The 21,845-nt window shown below is 39.1% G+C and carries 18 protein-coding genes and 1 tRNA gene; 9 read left to right on the plus strand and 10 right to left on the minus strand.

Features of this window, described 5'->3' with window-relative positions; translation table 11 throughout:
• Positions 1–11: 11 nt before the first annotated feature.
• A complete protein-coding gene (locus tag LX99_RS03960) occupies positions 12–206 on the minus strand; it encodes a hypothetical protein (RefSeq protein WP_211318942.1) in 195 nt (64 codons plus the stop codon).
• Positions 207–804: 598 nt separating this feature from the next.
• Here LX99_RS03960 and LX99_RS03965 point away from each other — a divergent pair.
• The gene (locus tag LX99_RS03965) at positions 805–1,509 is read left to right on the plus strand and encodes a hypothetical protein (RefSeq protein WP_109606570.1); all 705 of its coding nucleotides are present in this window, start codon (positions 805–807) and stop codon (positions 1,507–1,509) included.
• A 674-nt stretch (positions 1,510–2,183) separates the two neighbouring features.
• Positions 2,184–3,527 carry an IS5 family transposase gene (locus LX99_RS03970; protein WP_109606572.1) on the plus strand — a complete coding sequence of 448 codons (1,344 nt, stop codon included), beginning with the start codon at positions 2,184–2,186 and terminating at the stop codon, positions 3,525–3,527.
• Between the two features lie 335 nt (positions 3,528–3,862).
• On the opposite strand, the gene LX99_RS03975 is transcribed toward LX99_RS03970, so the two are convergent.
• Together LX99_RS03975 and LX99_RS03980 are read right to left on the minus strand one after the other, a co-directional pair.
• A complete protein-coding gene (locus tag LX99_RS03975; RefSeq protein WP_109606574.1) occupies positions 3,863–5,209 on the minus strand; it encodes an HlyD family secretion protein in 1,347 nt (448 codons plus the stop codon).
• A 26-nt stretch (positions 5,210–5,235) separates the two neighbouring features.
• Positions 5,236–7,464 (minus strand): peptidase domain-containing ABC transporter, encoded by a 2,229-nt coding sequence (locus tag LX99_RS03980; protein ID WP_109606576.1) that lies wholly within the window; start codon positions 7,462–7,464, stop codon positions 5,236–5,238.
• A gap of 194 nt (positions 7,465–7,658) precedes the next feature.
• Here LX99_RS03980 and LX99_RS03985 point away from each other — a divergent pair, with 194 nt between their 5' ends.
• Positions 7,659–9,302 (plus strand): vitamin K epoxide reductase family protein, encoded by a 1,644-nt coding sequence (locus LX99_RS03985; RefSeq protein ID WP_109606578.1) that lies wholly within the window; start codon positions 7,659–7,661, stop codon positions 9,300–9,302.
• A 169-nt stretch (positions 9,303–9,471) separates the two neighbouring features.
• Here LX99_RS03985 and LX99_RS25540 read toward each other — a convergent pair whose 3' ends face one another.
• Positions 9,472–9,741, minus strand: coding sequence for a hypothetical protein (locus tag LX99_RS25540; protein ID WP_109606580.1), 270 nt, complete (start codon positions 9,739–9,741; stop codon positions 9,472–9,474).
• Between the two features lie 156 nt (positions 9,742–9,897).
• On the opposite strand from LX99_RS25540, the gene LX99_RS03995 reads away from it, so the two are divergent.
• On the plus strand, positions 9,898–11,040 hold the full coding sequence (locus LX99_RS03995) for a TlpA disulfide reductase family protein (RefSeq protein WP_109606582.1): 1,143 nt from the start codon (positions 9,898–9,900) through the stop codon (positions 11,038–11,040).
• Between the two features lie 191 nt (positions 11,041–11,231).
• Here the strand turns inward: LX99_RS03995 and LX99_RS04000 are convergent, their stop codons facing one another.
• Complete coding sequence (locus tag LX99_RS04000) at positions 11,232–12,212, minus strand: lanthionine synthetase LanC family protein (protein ID WP_109606584.1); 981 nt, start codon at positions 12,210–12,212, stop codon at positions 11,232–11,234.
• 14 nt (positions 12,213–12,226) lie between these two features.
• Entirely contained in the window at positions 12,227–13,927 is a 1,701-nt protein-coding gene (locus tag LX99_RS04005; RefSeq protein ID WP_109606586.1) for a hypothetical protein, read from the minus strand.
• 364 nt (positions 13,928–14,291) lie between these two features.
• Here LX99_RS04005 and LX99_RS04010 point away from each other — a divergent pair, with 364 nt between their 5' ends.
• Positions 14,292–14,828: a hypothetical protein gene (locus LX99_RS04010; RefSeq protein WP_146203053.1), complete on the plus strand. Its 537-nt coding sequence runs from the start codon at positions 14,292–14,294 to the stop codon at positions 14,826–14,828.
• A gap of 169 nt (positions 14,829–14,997) precedes the next feature.
• On the opposite strand, the gene LX99_RS04015 is transcribed toward LX99_RS04010, so the two are convergent.
• Positions 14,998–16,155 (minus strand): TlpA family protein disulfide reductase, encoded by a 1,158-nt coding sequence (locus LX99_RS04015; RefSeq protein ID WP_109606591.1) that lies wholly within the window; start codon positions 16,153–16,155, stop codon positions 14,998–15,000.
• Between the two features lie 406 nt (positions 16,156–16,561).
• Entirely contained in the window at positions 16,562–16,972 is a 411-nt protein-coding gene (locus LX99_RS25545; RefSeq protein ID WP_170122624.1) for a DsbA family protein, read from the minus strand.
• A gap of 1,200 nt (positions 16,973–18,172) precedes the next feature.
• Between LX99_RS25545 and LX99_RS26220 the strand changes: the two genes are divergently transcribed.
• The 4 genes from LX99_RS26220 to LX99_RS04040 all read left to right on the plus strand — a co-directional run bounded on the left by LX99_RS26220 (position 18,173) and on the right by LX99_RS04040 (position 20,379).
• Complete coding sequence (locus tag LX99_RS26220) at positions 18,173–18,295, plus strand: hypothetical protein (RefSeq protein ID WP_281270912.1); 123 nt, start codon at positions 18,173–18,175, stop codon at positions 18,293–18,295.
• A gap of 849 nt (positions 18,296–19,144) precedes the next feature.
• On the plus strand, positions 19,145–19,351 hold the full coding sequence (locus LX99_RS26440) for an abortive infection system antitoxin AbiGi family protein (RefSeq protein ID WP_109606597.1): 207 nt from the start codon (positions 19,145–19,147) through the stop codon (positions 19,349–19,351).
• Positions 19,339–19,599, plus strand: coding sequence for a hypothetical protein (locus LX99_RS04035; protein WP_109606599.1), 261 nt, complete (start codon positions 19,339–19,341; stop codon positions 19,597–19,599). The genes LX99_RS26440 and LX99_RS04035 overlap by 13 nt, the downstream gene beginning before the upstream one ends.
• Positions 19,600–19,638: 39 nt before the next feature.
• A complete protein-coding gene (locus LX99_RS04040; protein WP_146203055.1) occupies positions 19,639–20,379 on the plus strand; it encodes a hypothetical protein in 741 nt (246 codons plus the stop codon).
• A 114-nt stretch (positions 20,380–20,493) separates the two neighbouring features.
• On the opposite strand, the gene LX99_RS04045 is transcribed toward LX99_RS04040, so the two are convergent.
• Together LX99_RS04045 and LX99_RS04050 are read right to left on the minus strand one after the other, a co-directional pair.
• Positions 20,494–21,501: a phage integrase SAM-like domain-containing protein gene (locus tag LX99_RS04045; RefSeq protein ID WP_109606603.1), complete on the minus strand. Its 1,008-nt coding sequence runs from the start codon at positions 21,499–21,501 to the stop codon at positions 20,494–20,496.
• A gap of 189 nt (positions 21,502–21,690) precedes the next feature.
• Positions 21,691–21,763, minus strand: a tRNA-Phe gene (locus LX99_RS04050).
• Positions 21,764–21,845 lie beyond the last annotated feature (82 nt).

Below are 21,845 nucleotides of genomic sequence, written 5' to 3' on the forward strand. Positions count from 1 at the left end.
ATCTGTTTTTTTTAAAGCGATTCATCAACGATGCTCCAGTCTTTTTCGATATAAATATTGGTCACTTTGTTTCGCTGATCCACATGATTAAGCGCCAGGGCGACATCGTCCTTGTTCATGCGGCATTTGTTCCGTGCGAGGTTACCAAAGCTGTGTTGTGCCCAATAATAAGTTATGCCGGATAATTCAGTATTCTTATTAACCATTTCCATTCCTGCCTTAATGGCCTGGTATAAAGCCTGTGGACGGCAAAAACGGGTATGAAGTTTGTTATGGTTAAGCGAACTTTTGCATGCGATGCCTACGGCTGAAAATTGGAATTTGGCCGATGTTTGAGTATTTCACCAGCCCCTAAAAGGTCGCAGGCATTTCGGCACGGCTACCTGGCACAACCTTGCTTTTTGTGGTGTTTGTGGATTTTAATACCTACAGTAGACGTAACATAATCTCTTTTGGCGAAAGAGGTAAAATAGTTTTGTGCACTATTTATGCCCTTTTTAGCGGGGTTAAACAAAAATTATGTAAAAGCTATCGGAACGGATCGTTCCTGAAAGTCGGCATTAGCCATTAGAATTGCCAAAATATATGAAAAAAGGCCATCTTCTTACTGAAGATGACCTTTTTCTTACTTGTGGTGGCTACTTTACAAATTTCGAACCATTTCCTATCTGATTTGCGTTTAATAGCCGATTTAGACTTAAATTGAAAAGGTTCAATAAAGAAAAATAGTTTGTTGTGTAAGTGTTTATCAAATCAAAACTTCAATATCTTTAAATAATCACAATCGATTATACTATCTTTAACATGCCGAAAAACCATATCCTTTTCTTATTTACATTAACAGTATTTCTTTGCGGATGTACGAATAATGCCAGAACCAACAGCGCAGTCACATCTCATATTGTTGTTAAAAATGTAGCAAAACCCGACAAGGTGAACGTTCTATTGACAGACAGCGCAAAACTATTAAAACATTTAGATAGCTTACCTAAGGCTACCTTTCCTCGTATTGTTTCTGATTGGAACAGAGGAGCGCCAAATATCAATCTCGCAGAATTCAAAACGAAAACCTTATTCAAATTATCATACAAACGCATTCCCAGAGCGATAGGTGGGGCAGGGATTGACGACGAAAGAATTGACTCTACCTTTAACCTTTGCGATACTAATTACAGAGCCAATTGGTTCTTAGTTGCTAAAACACCCAAATTCTTTGTTGTTGAGGTTGATGATAACTACTTATTATTAGTAACAATAGATTACAATTTAAACGTGATAGAGGCAATCCACATTGCTGCTGCTGATCCTTCAGGTAATAATCATTTCCACGGTGAACTTACTTCAACTATTTATAAAAACTTAAAAATTGTGTTGCATTATGCTTATTCACAGCAAGGTGGCGAAGAAGAGCATTACAGGACAGAAAATGAAGACGACATATGGCGGATTAATAAAAGTGGACACTTTAAGGCGATTAGGTATAGGCCCGATGGCGTAACAAACTTTTAATAGCCTACTGCAAAATAGCCTTGTTGAATAGCAGACGATAACATCACCTAATCATTCAGCGTGTGATATGTGTTTTTATCATCAAACAAAAAAGCCCTCAGAATTTAATCTGAAGGCTTATGAAACTTTTTGAATTAAAATCCCATATGGGATATTTTTGTGGTACCAACTGGGATCGAACCAGTGACACAAGGATTTTCAGTCCTTTCGACAATGTTTATATATTGTTGAATGTCAATTTGTTAGAAGTTTTCTTTGTCTCGCTGTAAAACATTTGTAAAACAAAGCACGGTCTCTCCAAACCGATGATCAAATATAACGAAATTTGGTTTCTTAAATTTAATATTGCGATAAATTGTCTGTTGGTTCGAGCCCAGTTAGGGAAGCAAGCTTATGGACCAATACCCATGTAGTATTTCTCCCTTTACTGGGCGGAATTCGAACAGTTTTTTAGATCAAATGCGTGTTTTAAACAATTAAGAACATTTTTCATGACCTCTAAGTCTATATTTTTCGAACCGTTCCTTTCAAGTTAGAGTACTGTCGGGTTTATTTATTAATTAGTCGTCCCTTAAAAAAGTATAATAATTTGATTATCAATAAATTATTAACAATAAACAGTATAGGTATTTGCAGGTTTTTGCTATATTAGTATCAAAAGCTTGCAGATATTTATGCTCAACAAACCTATAAATACTACTCAACTCAGTTTTTTGCAACCAGGCTTAAAGGAACAATTGTCGAACAAACATCCGCTGTACATTTTAGCAGATCATGTTAACTGGCAGCTGTTCGAGGATAGCTTTAAGAAGCATTATAAAGAGAACTTTGGCCGTCCGGCCAAACCGATCCGCCTGATGGTGGCACTTTTGATGCTCAAGCACATCCGTAACCTGAGTGACGAAAGCGTAGTAGAGCAATGGTCTGAGAATGCTTACTATCAATACTTTAGCGGAGAGCAGGTATTTACAGCCAAAGCTCCCTGTGAAGCATCTGAGTTGGTGCACTTCCGTAACCGGATCGGGGATGAAGGCGTAGAACTGATCCTGAAAGAGAGTATCCGTATCAATGGCAAAGGCGGCAAGGAAGATAAGGCCAGCATAGATACCACCGTCCAGGAGAAGAATATCACTTATCCTACCGATAGTAAGCTGCACCGGAAGATCATCAAAAAATGTATAGCGATAGCCGACAAAGAAGGCATAGAACTCCGGCAGCGTTATACCCGTACTTTGAAGAAGCCTGGTATCGAGCAGCGCTTCAGGAACCACCCTAAAAACGGGGCAAAAGCAAGGAAAGCCGATAAGAAAGTAAAAACGATAGCAGGCAGGCTGGTAAGGGAACTGCAAAGGAAATTACCGGCAGAAAGTTACAAAACCGATCTGGAGCTGTTTGTACGGGTGCTCCGTCAAAAACGGCAGGACAAGAACAAGGTTTATAGCCTTCATGAACCGGATGTAGCTTGCATCAGCAAAGGCAAAGAGCATAAAAAGTATGAGTTCGGCAGTAAAGTATCGATCACCGTCACCCAAAACAGTGGCGTGATTATCGGGGCATTGAACATCCCGGGGAACGATTACGACGGACATACGCTGGATGCAGCCCTGGAACAGCAGCAAAGGCTCACCGGACATAAACTCAAAGAAGCATTTGTTGACAGAGGCTACCGGGGAAGGAAAGAGGTACTGGGAACCACTATCCATACCCCAAAAACCTTCAGCAATAAACTAACGGCGTATCGAAAAAACAAATTAAAGGAAGGCTTCACCAAAAGAGCCGCCATCGAGCCTAAGATCGGCCATTTGAAAACAGATCACCGCCTGAGCCGTAACTTTTACAAAGGAATTAAAGGCGATAACATCAATGTGATGCTCGCCGCTGCTGCTATGAACTTCAAAAGAATGATGAATATCTGGAAAAACAATCTTTGGGCGCTTTTTTTTCACTTCGTTCAGATCTTCCAAAAAAATACACAACAACCAATTTATTATATCAATCCTCGATTATTGACTTTTTAAGGCTCGACTAATTACACGAGGTTTGTCTACATACAAAAAACTATTGGCGAGCATATAATTCAATTTTATATATTCGGGAAAGACACTGAACCACTAAAGACGATTGAAGCCATACTTATTCCATATCACCCTCTTTGACCTGGCTTTCCTGGTCGTGATCATCATTGGAATAAATTATGCCCTGCTTTTAGGATTTAGCAAGCACGTTAATATTCATCAACAAGATCGAATGACCTAACGGATAAGAAACAGACCATCATCAAGCAGGTCGAAATAGGCACCACGAGAATATTCTCAATATAAAATTAATTAAAACCTTCGTTGTAAACCTAAGGTCAGTTACCCTGACTGGTAGCTTTTACCACATTATAATACAATCTTTTTATCAACGGAACATTTTTGGTAATTACCAAAGCGGTAGCCTTTAAACCAGTCTTATATTGAATTTTTTGATTGAGATTTGTTTTTAGACTTTTTTCGAGTTGTACTGTAGCCAAATATCCGCTGTCTGTTGGAATATTTGATATATAATTTATGCTTCCTTTAAGGAAGCCAACTTCCTGATATGGATACGCGTCAAATCGGAGCTGTACTTCCATGCCGGTATCAACCTTTCCTAAATTCCTTTGTGGTAACACTAGTTGTGCGTAGAATTTACCATCATCAGGTTTTACGTAACCTAACAATTTACTCTGTTCGATATACTGATTTTGTTGCAGAGGTAAGGTAAAGAACAATGTGCCATCCATCGGTGCGGTTAAAATATAGCGTTTTTTCCAATCATCTACATTGCTTTTAAGTGTTTGAAGCGCTTGCTGGAAAAGAACCTTTTGCTGAGTCATATCATGTTCTAATTGCTCAAGTTCCCGTTTTTTGTGGAGTTGCTGATTTTCATTTGAGATAATATTCGAATTCATCTGTGGCATCCCCATTTGTTTATTAATAAGCCTGCTTTGTTGTTGCCGATACTCCTCCTTAGTAATCACATGTTGTTCATACAATTTTTCATTCATCTTATAGGTTTGATTAGCAACTTCATTATCTTTCTCAATTAACTGTTTTTGTTCATTCAACGCTTTGTCTGTATTTTCTATTGAAGCTACGTCATTTAAAATAAGCTTCTTTTGCTTTTCATAAAATCCATTTACAAGATAATCGTCGAACTTTTGAAGTTCTACTATATAAGTTTGATAATAAACTTGAATAGTACCGAGGTTTTGAAACTCTTCATGAAAAAGCATTGGCAATTTTTCTGATTTTCCAAGAGATAATAATTTGATACCGCTATCGAGTTGATGGGAAAGCTTCAGTACCTCATCAGGTCTTGCTGTACTCTCAATCCAACCTATCATATCATCCTGTCTCACTTTTTGCCCATTTTGAATGAATAGTTTAATAAGTCTTCCGGTTTGGATGGAGATAACCTCCTTGGGGGCATTATAGGCTGATAATGTTGCTTTCGTTTGAATTATATCCGGATATCTGATAAACCAGGTACCGGCAATCAAACAAAGTAATACAGCCAAAAAAATAACCAAAGCCCATTTTTCAAAAAAGGAAGGACGTCGATCGATGATTTCCTGAGCCAGGTCAGACCTGTTAGGAAGGTTATCAGGTAAGGTAGCTTTCTTTAAAAAAGTAGCATCTGCCTCCTGATGTACATTGCTTTCGTTATTTGACATGATTTTCAGGTGTAATTAATCTGTGATTAGCTTCCAAGTTCCAGTTGATTTTTTACAAGTTGGTAGTATTTACCTTTGGCAAAGGTGAGTTCTGCATGAGTACCTTCCTCTACTATTTCCCCCTTGTCCATAACAACAATTTTATCTGCATTCTTGACAGTACTTAGTCTGTGGGCAACCACAACTACTGTTTTTCCTTTGAAAAATGTTGATAGGTTTCCTACGATTTTACGTTCATTATTTGCGTCCAATGAATTCGTTGCTTCGTCAAAAAAAAGATACTCCGGATCCTTGTAAACCGCTCTGGCAATCAATAGCCTTTGTTTTTGTCCCTGGCTCAAACCTACACCTTCTGCCCCAAGTTGCGTATAAAAACCATTGGGGAGCGATTCGATGAACGAAAAAATATTTGACACCCGGCAGCTTTGGATTAAGCGTTCGTATACTATTTCTTCCTGGCCTACGGCAATGTTACGGGCGATCGTATCGTTAAATATATAGCCATCCTGCATAACCGCGCCACAAATACTTCGCCAGTAGGAATGACCAATATGATCAAATCTTAATCCCTCATTGTAATCATTTTCTGAGGCATCCTTTTGTTCTGCTCCGCCTATTCTTATAACACCGCTATATTGTTCATAAACCTTCAGCAGAATCTTGAGGAGCGTTGTCTTTCCGCTTCCGCTGGCACCAACAATGGCTGTGACCTTTCCTTCGGGTATGTGTAAAAAAAACCCCTTTAATACAGGCTCGTTCCCTGCCCCGGGATATGTGTAGGACAGATCGTTTATCGAAATGCTTTTTCCCGAAGAGAGTTTGGAGATATAAGACCTTTCAGGATTTTCCTCATCTGCTAACTGGTGTATCTCGTTCAAACGCTCCATACTGATCTTTGCATCCTGCAAGCCCTGAACAAGACTAACCCACTGGCTAATCGGGCCACTCAACTGGCCTATAATATATTGTATAGCCAACATTGCACCAAGCGTTAAACGTCCCTCTATAACAAGTTTAGCCACAAGATAACTGATTGCAATGTTCTGTACCTGATTAAACAGCGTGGCACCTGCAGATTGCAACTGATTGTAATTTAAAGATTTGAAGTTAAGCTTAAAAATGGATGCCTGTATATTTTCCCAATCCCAGCGTTTTTGTTTTTCCGCGTTGTTTAGCCTGATTTCCTGCATGCCCTGTATCAGTTCCAAAGTTGCGTTGTTTTCCTTTGCCGAGAGATGGAAAGTCTGGTAATTAACTTTCCGGCGCATGCGCATAAATAATTGCACCCATGAGAAATAAATTGCGCTTCCTATCATGAACACTAAAAATAATTCCAAATTATACATAACCAGTACAATCGCATAAGCCACGAAATTAAACGCGGAAAAAAGCGTATTCAAGGCCGTTCCTGTTAGAAAATCCTTAATAGTACTATGATCGTTTATGCGCTGGATAGTATCGCCGGTATGATGTACATCAAAATAAGCTACGGGGAGTTTGGTCAGCTTGATCCAAAAATCAGAAAGTATTTGCAGATTGAGAATATTTGAGATACGCAAAAGAAGGGTACTTCTTATAAACCCAACAACCGTTTGGCTAAATGTCAGCATAACTTGGGCAACAAGTATTATAACTACATATTGAAGGTTCTGCGTGTTAATGCCCGTGTCAACTATACTTTGCGTTAAAAATGGTACGATAAGTTGTAATAAAGATGTAATTACGAGCGCAATAAAAACCTGCAGGATTTGCAATTTGCTTTGTGCGAGATATCGAAACAATAAATGCCAGGTAATTTTATTTTCCCGTTCCCCTTCATTCTCAAAAAAACCAGGTGTGGGTTCCAATAAAAGCGCAATGCCGGTTTGCTGGTCATCCTGACTGGCTGAAGATAGCCAATGATCTAAAAACTCATCTTTTGAAAGGCTGGTCAAACCTCTCGCAGGATCAGCAATTTTTATTCTTTTTCTTGAAATATCCACAAGGACCACGAAGTGGTTCTGGTCCCAATGAAGGATCGCAGGCAATGTTACGGCCTCAAGCTGTTCAAACCTTATTTTAACACCCCTCGTTCTGAAACCTAATTTCTCTGCGGTTTCGCTTATACTTAATAACGAAACTCCCTGTTTGGCAAAACCGGTTTTCTGCCTGAGTGTATCAGCGTTATAGTGTCTGCCATAATGTTTAGCTACCATCCGTAAACACGTCGGTCCGCATTCCATAGCATTTAACTGTTTATAATAAGGAAAAGGCATTTGTATAAGCTAAATATAAAATTACGTGACGAAAGGTGAAAAATACTTATTTAACTCATTTTAAAAAATATCTTGATAAATAAAATCATTTTCTTTAATTTAGAAAAATAAGACGAAATAATCCGGTTTGTATTCTATTTAATAAGATTATAAAGCAATATCTCGCTTTGTTAATAAATAATATTACCTAAACTATGTTCTCATTACTATCAAACATACTTGAACCAAAAGCGAACGGACCAGAAGCAGCTTTTCTTTTAACTGAATTGCTTAAAGTAAATATATCAGAATCTACACTAAAAAAGGAAATTGAAGAACATCCCGATTATCCCAGTTTACTGAGCATAAGCGATGTGTTAAACAGTCACGGGATTGAGAACCTGGGTATAGATTTTATTCCCGGAAAACTTGGAGATATACCTTGCCCTTTCATCACTCAGATCAAAGGCGTTGAAAGTGATTTCGATTTTTTTACTGTTGTAAAAGAGGTCACCGATCAAACTGTTACCTATTTTGAACCTGTGAAACGCCGGTGGACGACATCTTCCCGGGAGTTTTTCCTGAAGTATTGCTCATGTGTGGCCTTATTAGCTGAAGCCGCAGACCATGCAGGCGAAAGAGAATATGCAACAAAGATCCGCCAGCAAAAAAGAAAATCCCTTTTTGAAAGTTTTGCTGTTTTATTCCTTCCGCTGATGACCCTTTTAGCGGGTGGATGCGCGTTTTTACAATACAAGAGCCTTATCTTTTTGCCCTTCACCTTCATGGTGTTAACGCTATGCGGTTGCATTATCGGAGCATTGCTGATCTGGTATGAGTTAGATCAGCATAATCCAATCTTGCAGCAAATATGTACATACGGACGGAAGGTCAATTGCGGTGCCATTTTACAATCAAAAGGCTCCAAGCTCGCCGGAATTAGCTGGAGCGCCATAGGTTTCAGCTATTTTACTGGAATTTTATTGTTGTTATTGTTTAACGGCTTAGCTAATTCAGGCATAATTCATTTAATCAGTTGGATTAGCAGTATTGCGTCTTTTTATATAGTATTCTCTATATATTACCAGTGGCGCGTAGCAAAACAATGGTGTGTTTTGTGCCTTTGCGTACAAGCTATTTTAGCGCTGCAAACAACTATTATTTTCACAAGCGGATGGCCGTTGCTGATGTCACTAAATACAATTACTCCTGAATTGATCATTCAAACAATTGTCGCGTTTATGATCCCTTTCCTGGCAACGCTTTTCCTGGTAAGCTGCCTTGAGAAAATGAAGGAAAGCAAATACATAAAAACGGAATTACAAAAACTGAAGCATGACCCTCTTATTTTCCAGGCATTATTGTCCAAACAAAAAAAAATCACAGAGAGCACCGAAGGGCTGGGGATTATAATAGGTAACCCGAAGGGTACACAGAAAATCCTTAAGGTATGTAATCCTTATTGTGGGCCTTGCGCCAGAGCTCATGTGCCCATGCATGCATTAATACAAAACAACTCTGATGTTCAAATACAGATCGTATTTCCTGTTTCGAAAGAAAAGAACGACGCCAGGACGCCCATCGTCAGGCACTTCCTGAGTATAGCAGAGACAGGAGATCACGAATTATTGGCTGATGCACTGGACGACTGGTATTTATCAGATAACAAGAATTACGAGGCTTTTGCCGAAAAATATCCTGTACCAAATAGTGAAACCGGATATGATGACCAAATGCTGAGGATGGCGAATTGGTGTGACAAAATGAATATCAAAGTTACGCCCACGTTTTTTGTGAACAACCATAAGTTGTCGAATATTTATACTGTAAATGATTTGAAGTATTTCCTGTTGCAGTAATAACTTTTAAGTTTTATAGTAAAAAATGCCTGCCTGATGAGAAGGGCGACATGGCATTAAAAAGGAATGATTTTTTTTACTAATAATAATTTATATCAAACAATTTTAAAATGAAAAAGCTAAAACTTCAAGCATTGAACCTGAGCAACAATGAGGTGCTTACAAGAACTCATCTGAAAAATGTGATTGGCGGCGGCGCGCTTTTCGCCACCACTTCTACAAAAAAAGTTAATTGTAGCAAATACGTTTGTTCTGGTGGGGAATTTTCAAGCTGCGGTCCTGACGACGGCTCATGCGGCTGTTCAACAACCGCTACCAGTGATAAATACGTTTGTTCTGCCGAGATGGGTTGATTCTTTGTGGAATAATACTTTAAAACTTTATTCCATTTATTCATCAGTTCCAACTCATTTAAACCAATCAGAACAAGATTGGTCATTTTCGAATACCTTTAGCCGTTTCATTTAAAAATAACGGCTATAGGTATTTTATAAGTTTTTTAGCCAATAACACTGTACTGAGAGGTAAGGGCTTATCAAAAACACTATTACATATAGGCTATAGATTATATTGCTACCAAGTTTAACTTCCAGCTATGACAAAACATCTGCTAACAATACTATTTCTCGTTAAAGCAGTTACCGTGTTTTCGCAAACAAAGTACACGGTTGTTGGAAAAACAGATTATATAACCGATGGCAAAGCAGTTTTAGCCCCAAATCCGTTAACACCATGGTTTTACCCACATGGACTCAAAAACGACACCGTTCCTGTACGAAACCATGTATTCTATTTTAAGGGCGTATTACATTCTCCGGCTTCCTTTAGTCTCATTTGTTTTGATGAACGCGAAAATTTTTTTCTAAGCGAACCCTTTTTTTTGGACTCTGGAAATCAAAAGTTAGTATTCGATTCAACAACCGTTAAAAATGATTTTTGGACTTCCGGCCAAGGTATTGCGGTTGAAGGCTCGAAAGCAAATGATGAATATACACGAAGCTTTTTGCCGCTGTATGATCATCTAAATGATGAAATCAGGTCTTACTTTATTGAATTGCGGCATTACAACCTGATGACTGATAAGTTGGCGCAAAGAGACAGTGCGGATAAAACGGAAGCGAAACGTATATCGATCAGAAAAGAGAGTGATAGTATACTCAATCGCTATGCGGCCAGATTTCCCAAATCACCTATTATATCCTGGTTAATTTACGATGCCGCATCCCGTCACAATTATTCCCATTTTTATTATAAAGCATTCGATAGGATAAAAACTTATCAGCGTCCTGAAGTCAGGTCTGGTTTAAAAGCATATCTTGATAAACAAAAAATAAAAGGAGAAGGCAGAAGATTTCCTTTACGTGATTTTATTCAGGCTAATATCAGCGCTGAAAGCAGGCACGCAAAATTTACGCTTGTTGATTTTTGGTTTAGCGCATGTGGCCCATGTATCTTTAACTTCAACAAATTAAAGAGCATCTACAACACATATCACGATAAAGGTTTTAACATTGTAGCAATATCGATTGACAAAAAGGAAGCAATTGCTGATTACGAGAGAACAATTAAAAAGTACCAGTATACCTGGGATCAGGTACTTGATTTAAATGGACTAAGAACAAAATCCCTAAATATCAACATCTTCCCAACTTCTTTCCTGCTTGATCAGAATGGAAAAATTATTAAAACCTTTATAAATCCTATTTTATTAAATACTTTTCTTGAGAGAAACCTGTGAATTACCACCATCAGCAATGTCAAAATGCGTAAGCAACCTGTTTAACATGTTGTGAACGGCTATAATTACCGGCTATCCCGATTTGTTGATTTGTATAATAATCCGGTCGTTTTGAAAAAATATTACAAACGGTATAAAACACGCAGCCATGCCAACAGTAATAACATGGAATTTAGTTTAGCGACTGCTGTTCACAAAATCCAGGCTTCATCCCACGATGTGTTTTGAAATCCGGACATGATCGTAATCTCGCTAAGTAACTTCATATTTCCATGCCCAATCATCTGCTGATGACTCCCCTTATACTCGCTATTTAAATGCAAGAGCTTGTACTCAATGTAAACATGATAAGGTTTTTGCAGATAAGACTTATCGCGGAGCAGGTAACGTGAAAATAAAGCTTTTGCATGATGCTCAATCCATATATCTCTGAGTTTCAAACCTACATTCCAGTACGTATAAATCAAGTAAAGAACATGCTCTGGCGTTGGCATGTCTGCTGTTTCATATTTTTCAAGCTCTGCTTTGAGGACATTAATACCGCTGCAAATTGACTTGGCTACCACTTCCAGGTTTATTTTGCAATCTCTAAGCTTACATAAAAACAGCAATGCCTGGCATATCGGTATCAATACATTGTAACACGAATTGTCTTTGGTAAGATCATCATCGCCCACACTTGCTAACGCTTCACTTGTTTCATCGGTGAGCAAAACCAGGCATTCTTCATTACATATCCTTCTATTCCTCGGTGTATCGGCATTTCTTGCGAACCACCTTTTATAAAAGTACATAGCCTTACCAATCGTGCCATCGTTTAATGACAAGCCTGATGATTTTTCATAAACTACCGTCTTATACAATTCGTCATCCAGATCACCCAGAATTTCGTCTGTATTTGCGGAAATAAACTCATTCTGAACTAACCATTCAACAGCCCATCCAATTCCCGCAAGCCCCTCTTCGAAACTTGAGCCATTTACTGCTGCCATACCATCGCTCAGCTCGTCGAGCAAGTGCTGTCCTCTGCCGGTATAGTAATCATTGTTTGTAATCTGTCCCATCAAAAAATAAGACAATGCCAAACCGGTTTTCCCATTATATAAGCCGTAAGAGTCTGTAAACTCCCGCTCAAGCATATTCAATTTCCTTTTTAACAATTCTTCACGCATATATCATACATAATTTATTGGGGCCATGTTTCTATGTATTCCACCAACTCGTTCCTTGTAAAGGAACATATCTTTAAATATTCCAGCATTGATGCATCATCAGCTTGTGGCGTATGGCCCTCTTTCGTGTTTGTTGATAGCCAATAAAGATTACCAGGGATACGCTTCAGATTAAAACCGAGGATTTGCATACGTTTGATGCGCTCCAATACCTGTGGGCCGGGAGAAACAATATTTTCATTATCGCCGCCCGAAAAAAGAAAATCTTCTTTTTTGACCATTATCATACCAGCGTATGATCTCCGCGATATCGTTTTCAACTTGTTGATATTTTCTTCCAGCAAGGCCAGGTCCTGACTATACATAAAGAGCATTTTTAGTAAAATATCTACATTTAAAAGATAACCCTCATAAGGAGAAACTATTGAAATATTTTCACTACGTAAAATCGATATCCCTTGCATTATCTGTTTATCTGGTAACAATGCACAGGCGTTATCGCAAAGAACAATAAACTCGGTATTGGCTCTAGCCACGGCCAGATTGTTGTACCTTGTCAGATGAAATTCGGGATTTTCATCATAAAAAAAGCGATAATCAATTTTTTCCGAAAAAGCTTCAGGAGAGATCATCTGTTTTTCATCTGCTTCTATTACAATCATATTCGTAATATAAGTTAAAGTCAGATGCTTGATAACCGTAAGTAAGTTTTCGAGGTGGACATCAGATTGGATCCTCGTTACAAATACGAAAGTAACGTCAGTTAAATCGCACCTCTTGTGCTGTTGTGCTTGGTTAAATTCTTCTATTAGTTTTATGAGAGGAAAACTGCAGTTTTGCTTGCTGATCCCACTAAAATCGTCATGAAACGGCGAGTAGCGTATATAATTATTCTTTCTGAAAATAGTTTTGTCGCCCTTTTCGGCCGAACCTGTGTAATGGAGAATTTTTTTACTCTGCCATTCGCGAATCGGGCTTCCCGCCCAGGAAAAATCCAACTCTTTGCTGATCTCGAAAGAGATGCCGAAAAAAATCGCATTCCACCAAATGGCCCACATGTCTGCACACCATGATTGTATCCTGTTATCATTCTGCCGGTTACAAAATCCTATCGAGTCATTGCTTCCCTCGAATATTGAAAAAATGTCAGCACAGTCCCTTTCAACCTTTTCCCAGAATAATACAGATACTTTTTTCATCAAATATTGCGCACCTCCCGCGTTATCATCATGAAATTCTATCATTGCCGGTGTCACTCCAACAGCGGCACAAGCATCACAAAATACCGCTATTCCAATGGTGCTTTTGATATATTCAGCGCTCAGGTACCCTCTTGTATCGGAGCAATACCATTTTTCATCCTCGTTGAGTGCGCGAAAATCCGGCAGGCTGCTAAAGAGGATGTCAGAGTCATGATAAAACAACGCTTCATGCTGCAACTCCGGAAAAGCCAAGAAATGTTTGGCAATGATATGTGGCCTGATAGACGGAATATACGCTTTAGATTTCCTGGTGTCGGAATAAGCATGGATGTTAACATCCGGATGCTCGTCTATTAACGCTTGAAAATCCTTTGAGAGTCCCCGTTTATGATCATATCCGATTAAGATGTGAATATTTTCTCTTGGTATTCCCAGTTGAACAAAATTAAAAAGCTGCAATTGCAATTGCCATATAAAGTAGTACTCGTCTGGCTGGGCGGAAAGGTAGATCATTTACCGGATGAATTTGGTTAAGGATGAAACTAGGAAAGTATCGGTTTAAAATTACCAGAAGGACATCGACATTTTTATAGGAAAAATCATTTTATTCACTTGCTAATTTGATTGTTTGTAAAGTAAAAACCAAAAAAAATAAACCTAAACCTGCTAATTTGATGTCAATTTTTATAATTTTCATGATAAATTTATCATTATGAAAATTACAGCTATAATGGCTACATGCGGCCGGCATTACTGTTGTGAGAGAAGCCTTTCACTTTTTTTAGAACAGGATTATGAAAACAAGCACTTGTTGATATACCAAAACTCTGAAATCCCCCAGCGTCTGAACAACTGCGTTAATCCGGATCTCGTTACATTGGTAAATAACAATATAGACAGGCAAACAGGCCAGCCCTATACCAGCCTCGGCGCTATTTACAATGATGCCATTCAATATATACCTGCCAATACGGATGTTATTACGTTTTGGGACGATGATGACCTGTTTTTTGATGACCATTTAACCGAGGGCGTAAGCGGACTCATAAGGGGAGGGAAAATTGCGTATAAACCAGCGTTCTCCTACTTCAGAACCCAAACAACACTATCAAAAAACCAAAACACTTTTGAACCTTCAATTTTTACCAAATCACAACATATTTTACAATATGGGTTCCACAACACAACCACCGATCAGCATTTTAAATGGTTAGAACCATTGCTTGCTAATGATGATATTTTTGTAGATGAAGCAGGTAAATCAACGTTAATTTACAACTGGATCGATGAAGTGATGATATATAAGACGAGCGGGCACAGCCATAAGCCTGATCACTTTAATGAATACAGAACCCTATCATACGATCATGGAGATGCGGTCATTACTCCAATTAGCGTATTCAATAGTTTTTGACAAATTAGCCTTAAAATTAGGCCCGTTTTTTAACGGGAACAACCGTTAAACGGCTGTTCTCCCCTATTATCACCGCCGTTTTAAGCAGCTAATTCCTGTAGGATATCCGTTTCGTTCTGTTTCGATAGCCCCGTTGGATGCCGACAACGGCCGGAAAATAAATTCAACCTCATTTCATCTTCAGGATATCATTGAGCCTGACCACCATTTCCTTCCCACGCATATCTTCCGCAACCACCGTTCCGTCCGGCGACAGTAAAAAATTTGTCGGGATACCGGTAATTTTGAATTGCTTTACAATATCTGATTTCCATCCTTTCTCATCCCGGACATGTATAAAATCACGGGTCCCATCCTCGTCAATTGCCTTCTCCCAAAATTGTTTATTGACATCGATAGAGACACTTAATATCACAAAATTTGCATTTTTAAACCGCCTGGATGCTTCTAAAAGATATGGACTTTCTATTCGGCAGGGAGCACACCAACTTGCCCAAAAATCAACAAGTACATATTTACCTTTCAAATCACTAAGTTTAATAATTGTGTCGTATCGATTAGGCAGTTGAAAATCCGGCAGGCGGGCATTGAGATCAATGCCATTGTTGCTGTTAAATGTTACGCCCCTCCCCTTAACGTTATGATGATCGATTTGCCACTGTATTGCCTTAATAGTATAAGCATCATCTTTAAACCGGTTAAGGAAAACGGACATTTCGGTAGGCGTGTAACTATAATCCCCAAACTCGGTACCCAATAAAGCCATCTGCAAAACGGATGCACTCCAGGTGTTCAGCCCCCTGTTACGGGAGTTAGTAGCTCTGAGCTTCCTGACTGAATCTCTGGAGACTAAAAGCCGATCAGTATCAGCCCTGCCTGCCATTTTCGAATCGAGGTATCGATCCTGAAATTTATTATACTGCCTGGATAGCTCATTTGTACTGAATAGGTAGTCATAAAGTTCCTGTGTGCGTAACGAACCTGAAAACTTATATTCTGTATGTTTCTCATCAGTTTGATCTGCAAGGATTACCAGGTTGTCGCCGGTCTGTAATACCGGGATAACGGCCATTCCTCGTTTTGAAAAGCGCAAGTTCAGTTTCTCTTCGTCTCCTTCAATACTGATCTTCTTCGAATAAACTTCTTCTTCCGCACCTTTAAAAGCCACAGAATCCAAAAGCTTTGGATTTCCGTTCCTGTAAACATATAATTTTAGTAGTTGAGGTGGAGAATGTTTGATTTTCAGCGTAAAGGTAGCCTCCCGATACTGTGCATAGCCGCCAAGAACAGAGAAATAAAAAATGATAAAAATGAATAATTTCCTCATGAAGAAAAGATAAACCCAGCTTTAAGAAGCTGGGTTGTTAGGATCAATTAATCGCACCAAACAGTATTCCAGCAATCATCGCCCCAAGTCCCCTGTTGGGTTAGCGTAGCTTGTACCTTTGATTCAGCATCACTGCTGCTGGTTGCACAAACTACACCACCCGTTGTAGCGCATTTACCTTCTTGCACGCAACTATACAATGTTTGACCAGATGCACAGTCTCCACCTGGCGGCGGCGGCGGAGGAGCGTAACCACCTAAAACATTTCTCATTTCTGCCCTCGAAAGGGTTAAAAAACCTGACATAATTTTTAATTAGAATATCTATATTTTGCCATAACCACGCCCTGGCAACCGGGCTGCATATATTATAAAGTCTATGCTTCTTTACTTTCGCGAAAAGTTTCTTACTCGGTCAACAGGTACCGGATATCCTGAAGCTGATAGTTGTCGGGCAAGCGGTGACCATCGACCAGAATAGTAGAGGTTGCTTTTATCTCGGCCATTTGACACCATTCATATTGTTTACTGATCTGCTCGGAAGCATTATCATTGAATATTGTTGGATAGGATTTAGCCCACTCCTTGTAGTTTTTATTATCCTGCAGATACCATGCATTTAAAGCATTTTCGACTACCTGTTTATCGGTGATATTATTAAGCATCATTAAATGTCTTGCTACAGGCATCCTCGGGTCTTGTTCATGGTTTAAGGCAGCAAAAACGATCCGCAACTGGAGGTTTGGATTTCGTTCTATCCAATCTTTTAACAGCGCGTGAATATTTGAACAGTGCGAACAATAAGGGTTCGTCACCATTTTCTTCATCTTTAACACTAAAACCAATGAGCCTTAATAGCTTAATGGTTTCCAAATCCGCATTCGTATTGTTTATAGAGTAGGACATGATAAGGTCGATGTTTTTACTAAAATATTATTTTAATATTTGCCCAGCAAGAAAAAAAATAAAAAGATTTTCTTCTTGCTGGGTAAATCAATAGTGCTTTCGCCATGGTTTAGCCAATAGCCATTTCTATTCAGCTATAAAACACCATCCCATTAGTTTTTTTGTTTCATGCATCGAGGCTACTAAGCTGTCATTCCAACGCGGCTATATGATATCGGTTATATATTTTTTACCTTTAAGGTAAAATAACAAACATTAAATATTGCTATTAATATATTATATATTTGAAAGTACTTTAAAATAAAGAAAATTCACAGCATGAAGTATAACTTCACCGAGACCATTTCCGGTCTCGATTCATTTGATTTATTTCAAGCTCAAAAAACCTGTAGCACGAGTCACAAAAATTTGGATATCCGAAGCCCTGAGGCTGGGCTCGAACAAGCACCCCTCCCGACAGCGTCGGACGCTTTAACCGAACGAGCATTCGAAAAAGACACAAAAAAAGCCCCACATTGATGTGAGGCTTTTTTTGCTCCCAGACTGGACATAATTCGAAGGATTAACTTCGACCGCCGCTTTGCATGCAGCTTTGTGTAACGGCTAAGCGCTTTTGGATTTTCGGACAGAATCTTTGTTTTAAGACCTTCAAGTAAATGCTTGTTCATAATACCCCCTTGCCGTCCATGTGGGACGACAAGAGGTTATCGCAAATCGTTTTCGGTACGATCATCCGGTAATTTCCGTTATGTTCATCAAAGCAGAACGGCTGTATCTGCACTAAATCTTTTATGCTGTGGGTAAAAATACTTTATTCGCTTTCGCTGCAACGAAAACAGGCAGATCAACCCTTACGCTTATTTACAACCTTTCGAGTCTCACTTCCACTGCTGCTTTCTTACTGCTCATCTGGCCGGTCTTTGTACTTTCCATGTGAATAGGTGCCCCTCCCGCCGATTGCTGAAAATCAGCTGTAAGCCTGAGCCGGAAAAGCAACAAAGAACCCGGCCGGGACCAGTGCCGGGGCTTTCAGCTTCAATGTCGGCGTCCTTTACTCTTACGATAATTTCCAGATCGGTGCTTTTATCGGTGCGGACTATATTCCCAGAAGCATGTGCAGGGATTGGAAGTACCAGGGCCGTCCGTGGGTAGGCCTGGCCATAGGGATCTCGCTGTTTTCCCGGAACGATACCCGTGCAGAGGCCGGTGAACAAGTGACCGCATTAGTACATTAATTCCTTTTTTAAAAAGGCAGGCATGGTTCCTCATGTCCTGCTTTTGTTTGTATTATCCTTGCCGGTTTACAGTTTTAAGCCGGTGATCTGGTCATAGCGGGTGACATCCTTCACCTCCCATGTTGGGCAAGGATGCCTCTTGGATGTTTTTGCACTGGGCATAATCCATGCCCTCCAGTGATGGTCGACATAGATCGCTTTCCAGCATGACTCAGGGATGTTGACGCCGGAGGGCAATGTGCCTATAGATCCGAAGTCACCGGCGATGACCCTGATCTCCTGAGTCGCCGACCATTCCTTTCCTGTGTTTCCAGCGTTTTCCAGTCCCCTGCATTGTATTGATCTTAATAACCTCAATGATGCCTGATAACCTTAACCAATGGAAGAAAGCTGGTTTTTATAGAAAGACCTTACAAACAAATTTTGACGAGTTTTTTATGGGATATTAGATTGCACAAACAAACCTGTAGTGCTTCATCTCAAAATAATTCAATAATACCATCGCCTAACGTCCCCTGACTGGGCGGAATTCGAACCATTTTTTGGAGCAAATACGCATTCTGAGCGAATTAAAGCACTTTTAACAATCCCTAACTGTGCGGATTTCGAACCGCCCGGTTTATGATTCGAGTCCTGCTCGGGCTACCATTTAAGTCAAAAGCCTCAAGTCGGAAGATTTGAAGCTTTTTCGCTTTATGTTAATAACAGAAACATTCGGGATCAAGCAGAAAATTCGTCTTAGTTGTAAAGTTCGGTTGGAGGAGTAGATAAGGCTTGATATTCCTAATCCTTCACTTTGATTTTGCCTGACTTTTATATAGCTTTAAAGTTTAATTTAATACCTATCACATGGCTCTAAGTTCAAATTCTCTTGTCCATCTCACCAATTTTAAACAATCTTTAATAGGAATTCTAAACGAAAGTTTTAAAGTAAAGTATTGTTTAGAAAACGTTATTACGCAAGTGGGAGTGCTTAAGTATGCGATTCCTATGGTTAGTTTTTGCGATATTCCTTTGTCGGAGCTAAAGGATCATATAACGAAGTGCCAAAGATAGAAGATACTCAGATGGTCTACAATGAAAATGCCTATATAAAGAGCAAGGACGAAATTAATCAAAAAGCTAGCGCTTTAACGCTTTCCTTTGAGCCCCAAGATATAAAGTACATCATTATTAAACATGACAGCGAAATAACGGAGTTTATAAATGTACTTAGAAGCGCAAAAGGGAAATTCAGCTATAACGAGGTTGATCGACTAACGACTAGAATTATAACAACTGAACAAATTTTATCGGATTTTTGATTTCCAGAAACAATTAATTATTCAATGTATATTATAGACATGTTTGATAAGATAAATTTGTCTTTATTGTTTTCAACGTTAACCGGAATTCTCGCAATTCTTACAGGTATAGTTGCATGGAATGACAAAAATAAAGACGACCAAAAGACTATTGAATTTCAGCAAAAGACTATTGAGCTTCAACGAAAAATTAATGAAGCGACAGATAAAAGTCTCAGAAAGACAGAAGAGCTCTCAATACAATATCAAAAAAATGCCGAGCTACAAAAAGAACTCAATAATTATGTGACTGGTGGTGATTCAAAGCCTACGATTATCATTCGATGCATTAAGAGGACTTTTGAATCAATAGGTGAAAGTTACCAGATAAACGTAGATATAGAAAATAGAGGAAAATACCCTTTACAAAGTGTATTTTGCACGGTTAATGATGTTAGTTGTGCTGAGACTCAAAAGTATGTTAGGCAAATTCGCACTTTAGGAGGGTGGATAGGAAATCGCGAGGCATTAAAAGAAGGAGAAATACCAGACGTTGAATTTAGCAGCAATATCGGCTCCCTCGCTCCAAAATCCCCCTATCCAATATTTACTGGCGTTTATAATGCCCATTATTCCAAGATGGATCCTGGGTTTAATATTAAGGTTCGTTGGAATAACGGAGATGTTGTTTATTATTTTCACGGAAAGATTGTTGACGAAAAACTGAAAGATGAAGGGACAAGCGAGATGGTCTTTAATGGAAATGTAATGCCTTTAGAAAACATTGTAATTGGCCAATAACAACATTCTTAATTATAAGCTATCATATTTTTCCAAGTGCTTTTAAATCTTGAAAAAGGTTCGATTTTAGTCCTGCTCCTGCTCCCGCTACCAACACACTCAGCCCCAACAGGACTAATGTCGAACCGCTTGATGGATTCGAAGTGTTCCTGCGTACTTTCTGATAAGCGGAACAGCAATATCAGGTATATTGATGCTCATAAACGCCTCATCCTCGCGACGTGTCATGGTTTTTTTTCTGTTGTATTCAAGGCGTTGCCTGCTTAAAAGAAACGATGCGGGTGGAAGTCGAAACAAATCTGCCGCGTTCATTCCACATAGATAAAAACTTAACATGGCCAAATCCCTTGCTAATTCCATTCTGGAATTTATCGGAACTTCACAATTCATAATTTTTCTGACCTGTTTTATATTAAGCTTGGGTTTGGTGTTCTTAGCCGGTTTCCCGATTTTATATTTAGAGAATGGATTGTGTTTAACGATGATAACTTCCATGTCTTCATCATTATAAAAATCACAAACATTATTGAATAAGATCCTGAGGTCCCGCATGTGATTATGCAGCCCTGCTTTTTGCAACCCTTTAACTTTACGGGTAATGGGCCTTTGGAATTGATCAAGTCTTATCATAGTTCTCGGTGACTTTAAGTAAGCTTCGTATTCCACCAGGAAAGCTGCCCGGATTCTTGTGATAGGAACCTGTTCCGTTTTAAAATAGTCGACCAAACTATTTACGACTCTTTTCATATCATTCGCGCTTGCGCCCCGATCCTGGTTTTCCAGGTGCTTGATCTGCTCCCTTCCAAACTCGACAATGTTGATGTCGTCCGCATTGATCTGGCCGCCGCTTTGTAAGTAATGTGCTAAAGTTTTGCAATTGTAGAACGATAGCTTTGTGCCCAACTCACTTATTTTATCACGATAGTCTTTAAGAATGGGGTGGAGCAGATCAAGTATAAAGTGATCCTTAATTTTGAAGTCCTTCCGGATCTGTTTTGAACCTACAAAATGCTGGGTGTCGATGTAGGTGCTTTTTCTGTTGTGGGTAACCCTGATCTTAACATTCCAGGTGCCATCTTCTTTTTTGTGGTGAGGCAATACCACTTCCCTTACGGTAGCCATCTTTAAAATTTAGTGGCCGAAATTTTACGTTGTAAAACATTTGTAAAACATTTTCGGCGAATTCAACAAAAAAACCTGTTAAACTGCTAAATCCCTTGATCAAGCAACATAGAAAAGTCGAAAGAGAAAATGTGCCTTTAAACGCAAAAAAGGCCATTTTCTTATCGAAAATGACCTTTTTTGAACTTGTGGTACCAACTGGGATCGAACCAGTGACACAAGGATTTTCAGTCCTTTGCTCTACCATCTGAGCTATGGTACCAAACCGTTCCCGTGATTGGGGAGTGCAAATGTAGTGTCTTTTTTTATGTTTGAAAATTTTTTTTGAAAAAAGATGTGATTAT

The organism is Mucilaginibacter oryzae (assembly GCF_003148845.1).
Classification (GTDB): domain Bacteria; phylum Bacteroidota; class Bacteroidia; order Sphingobacteriales; family Sphingobacteriaceae; genus Mucilaginibacter; species Mucilaginibacter oryzae.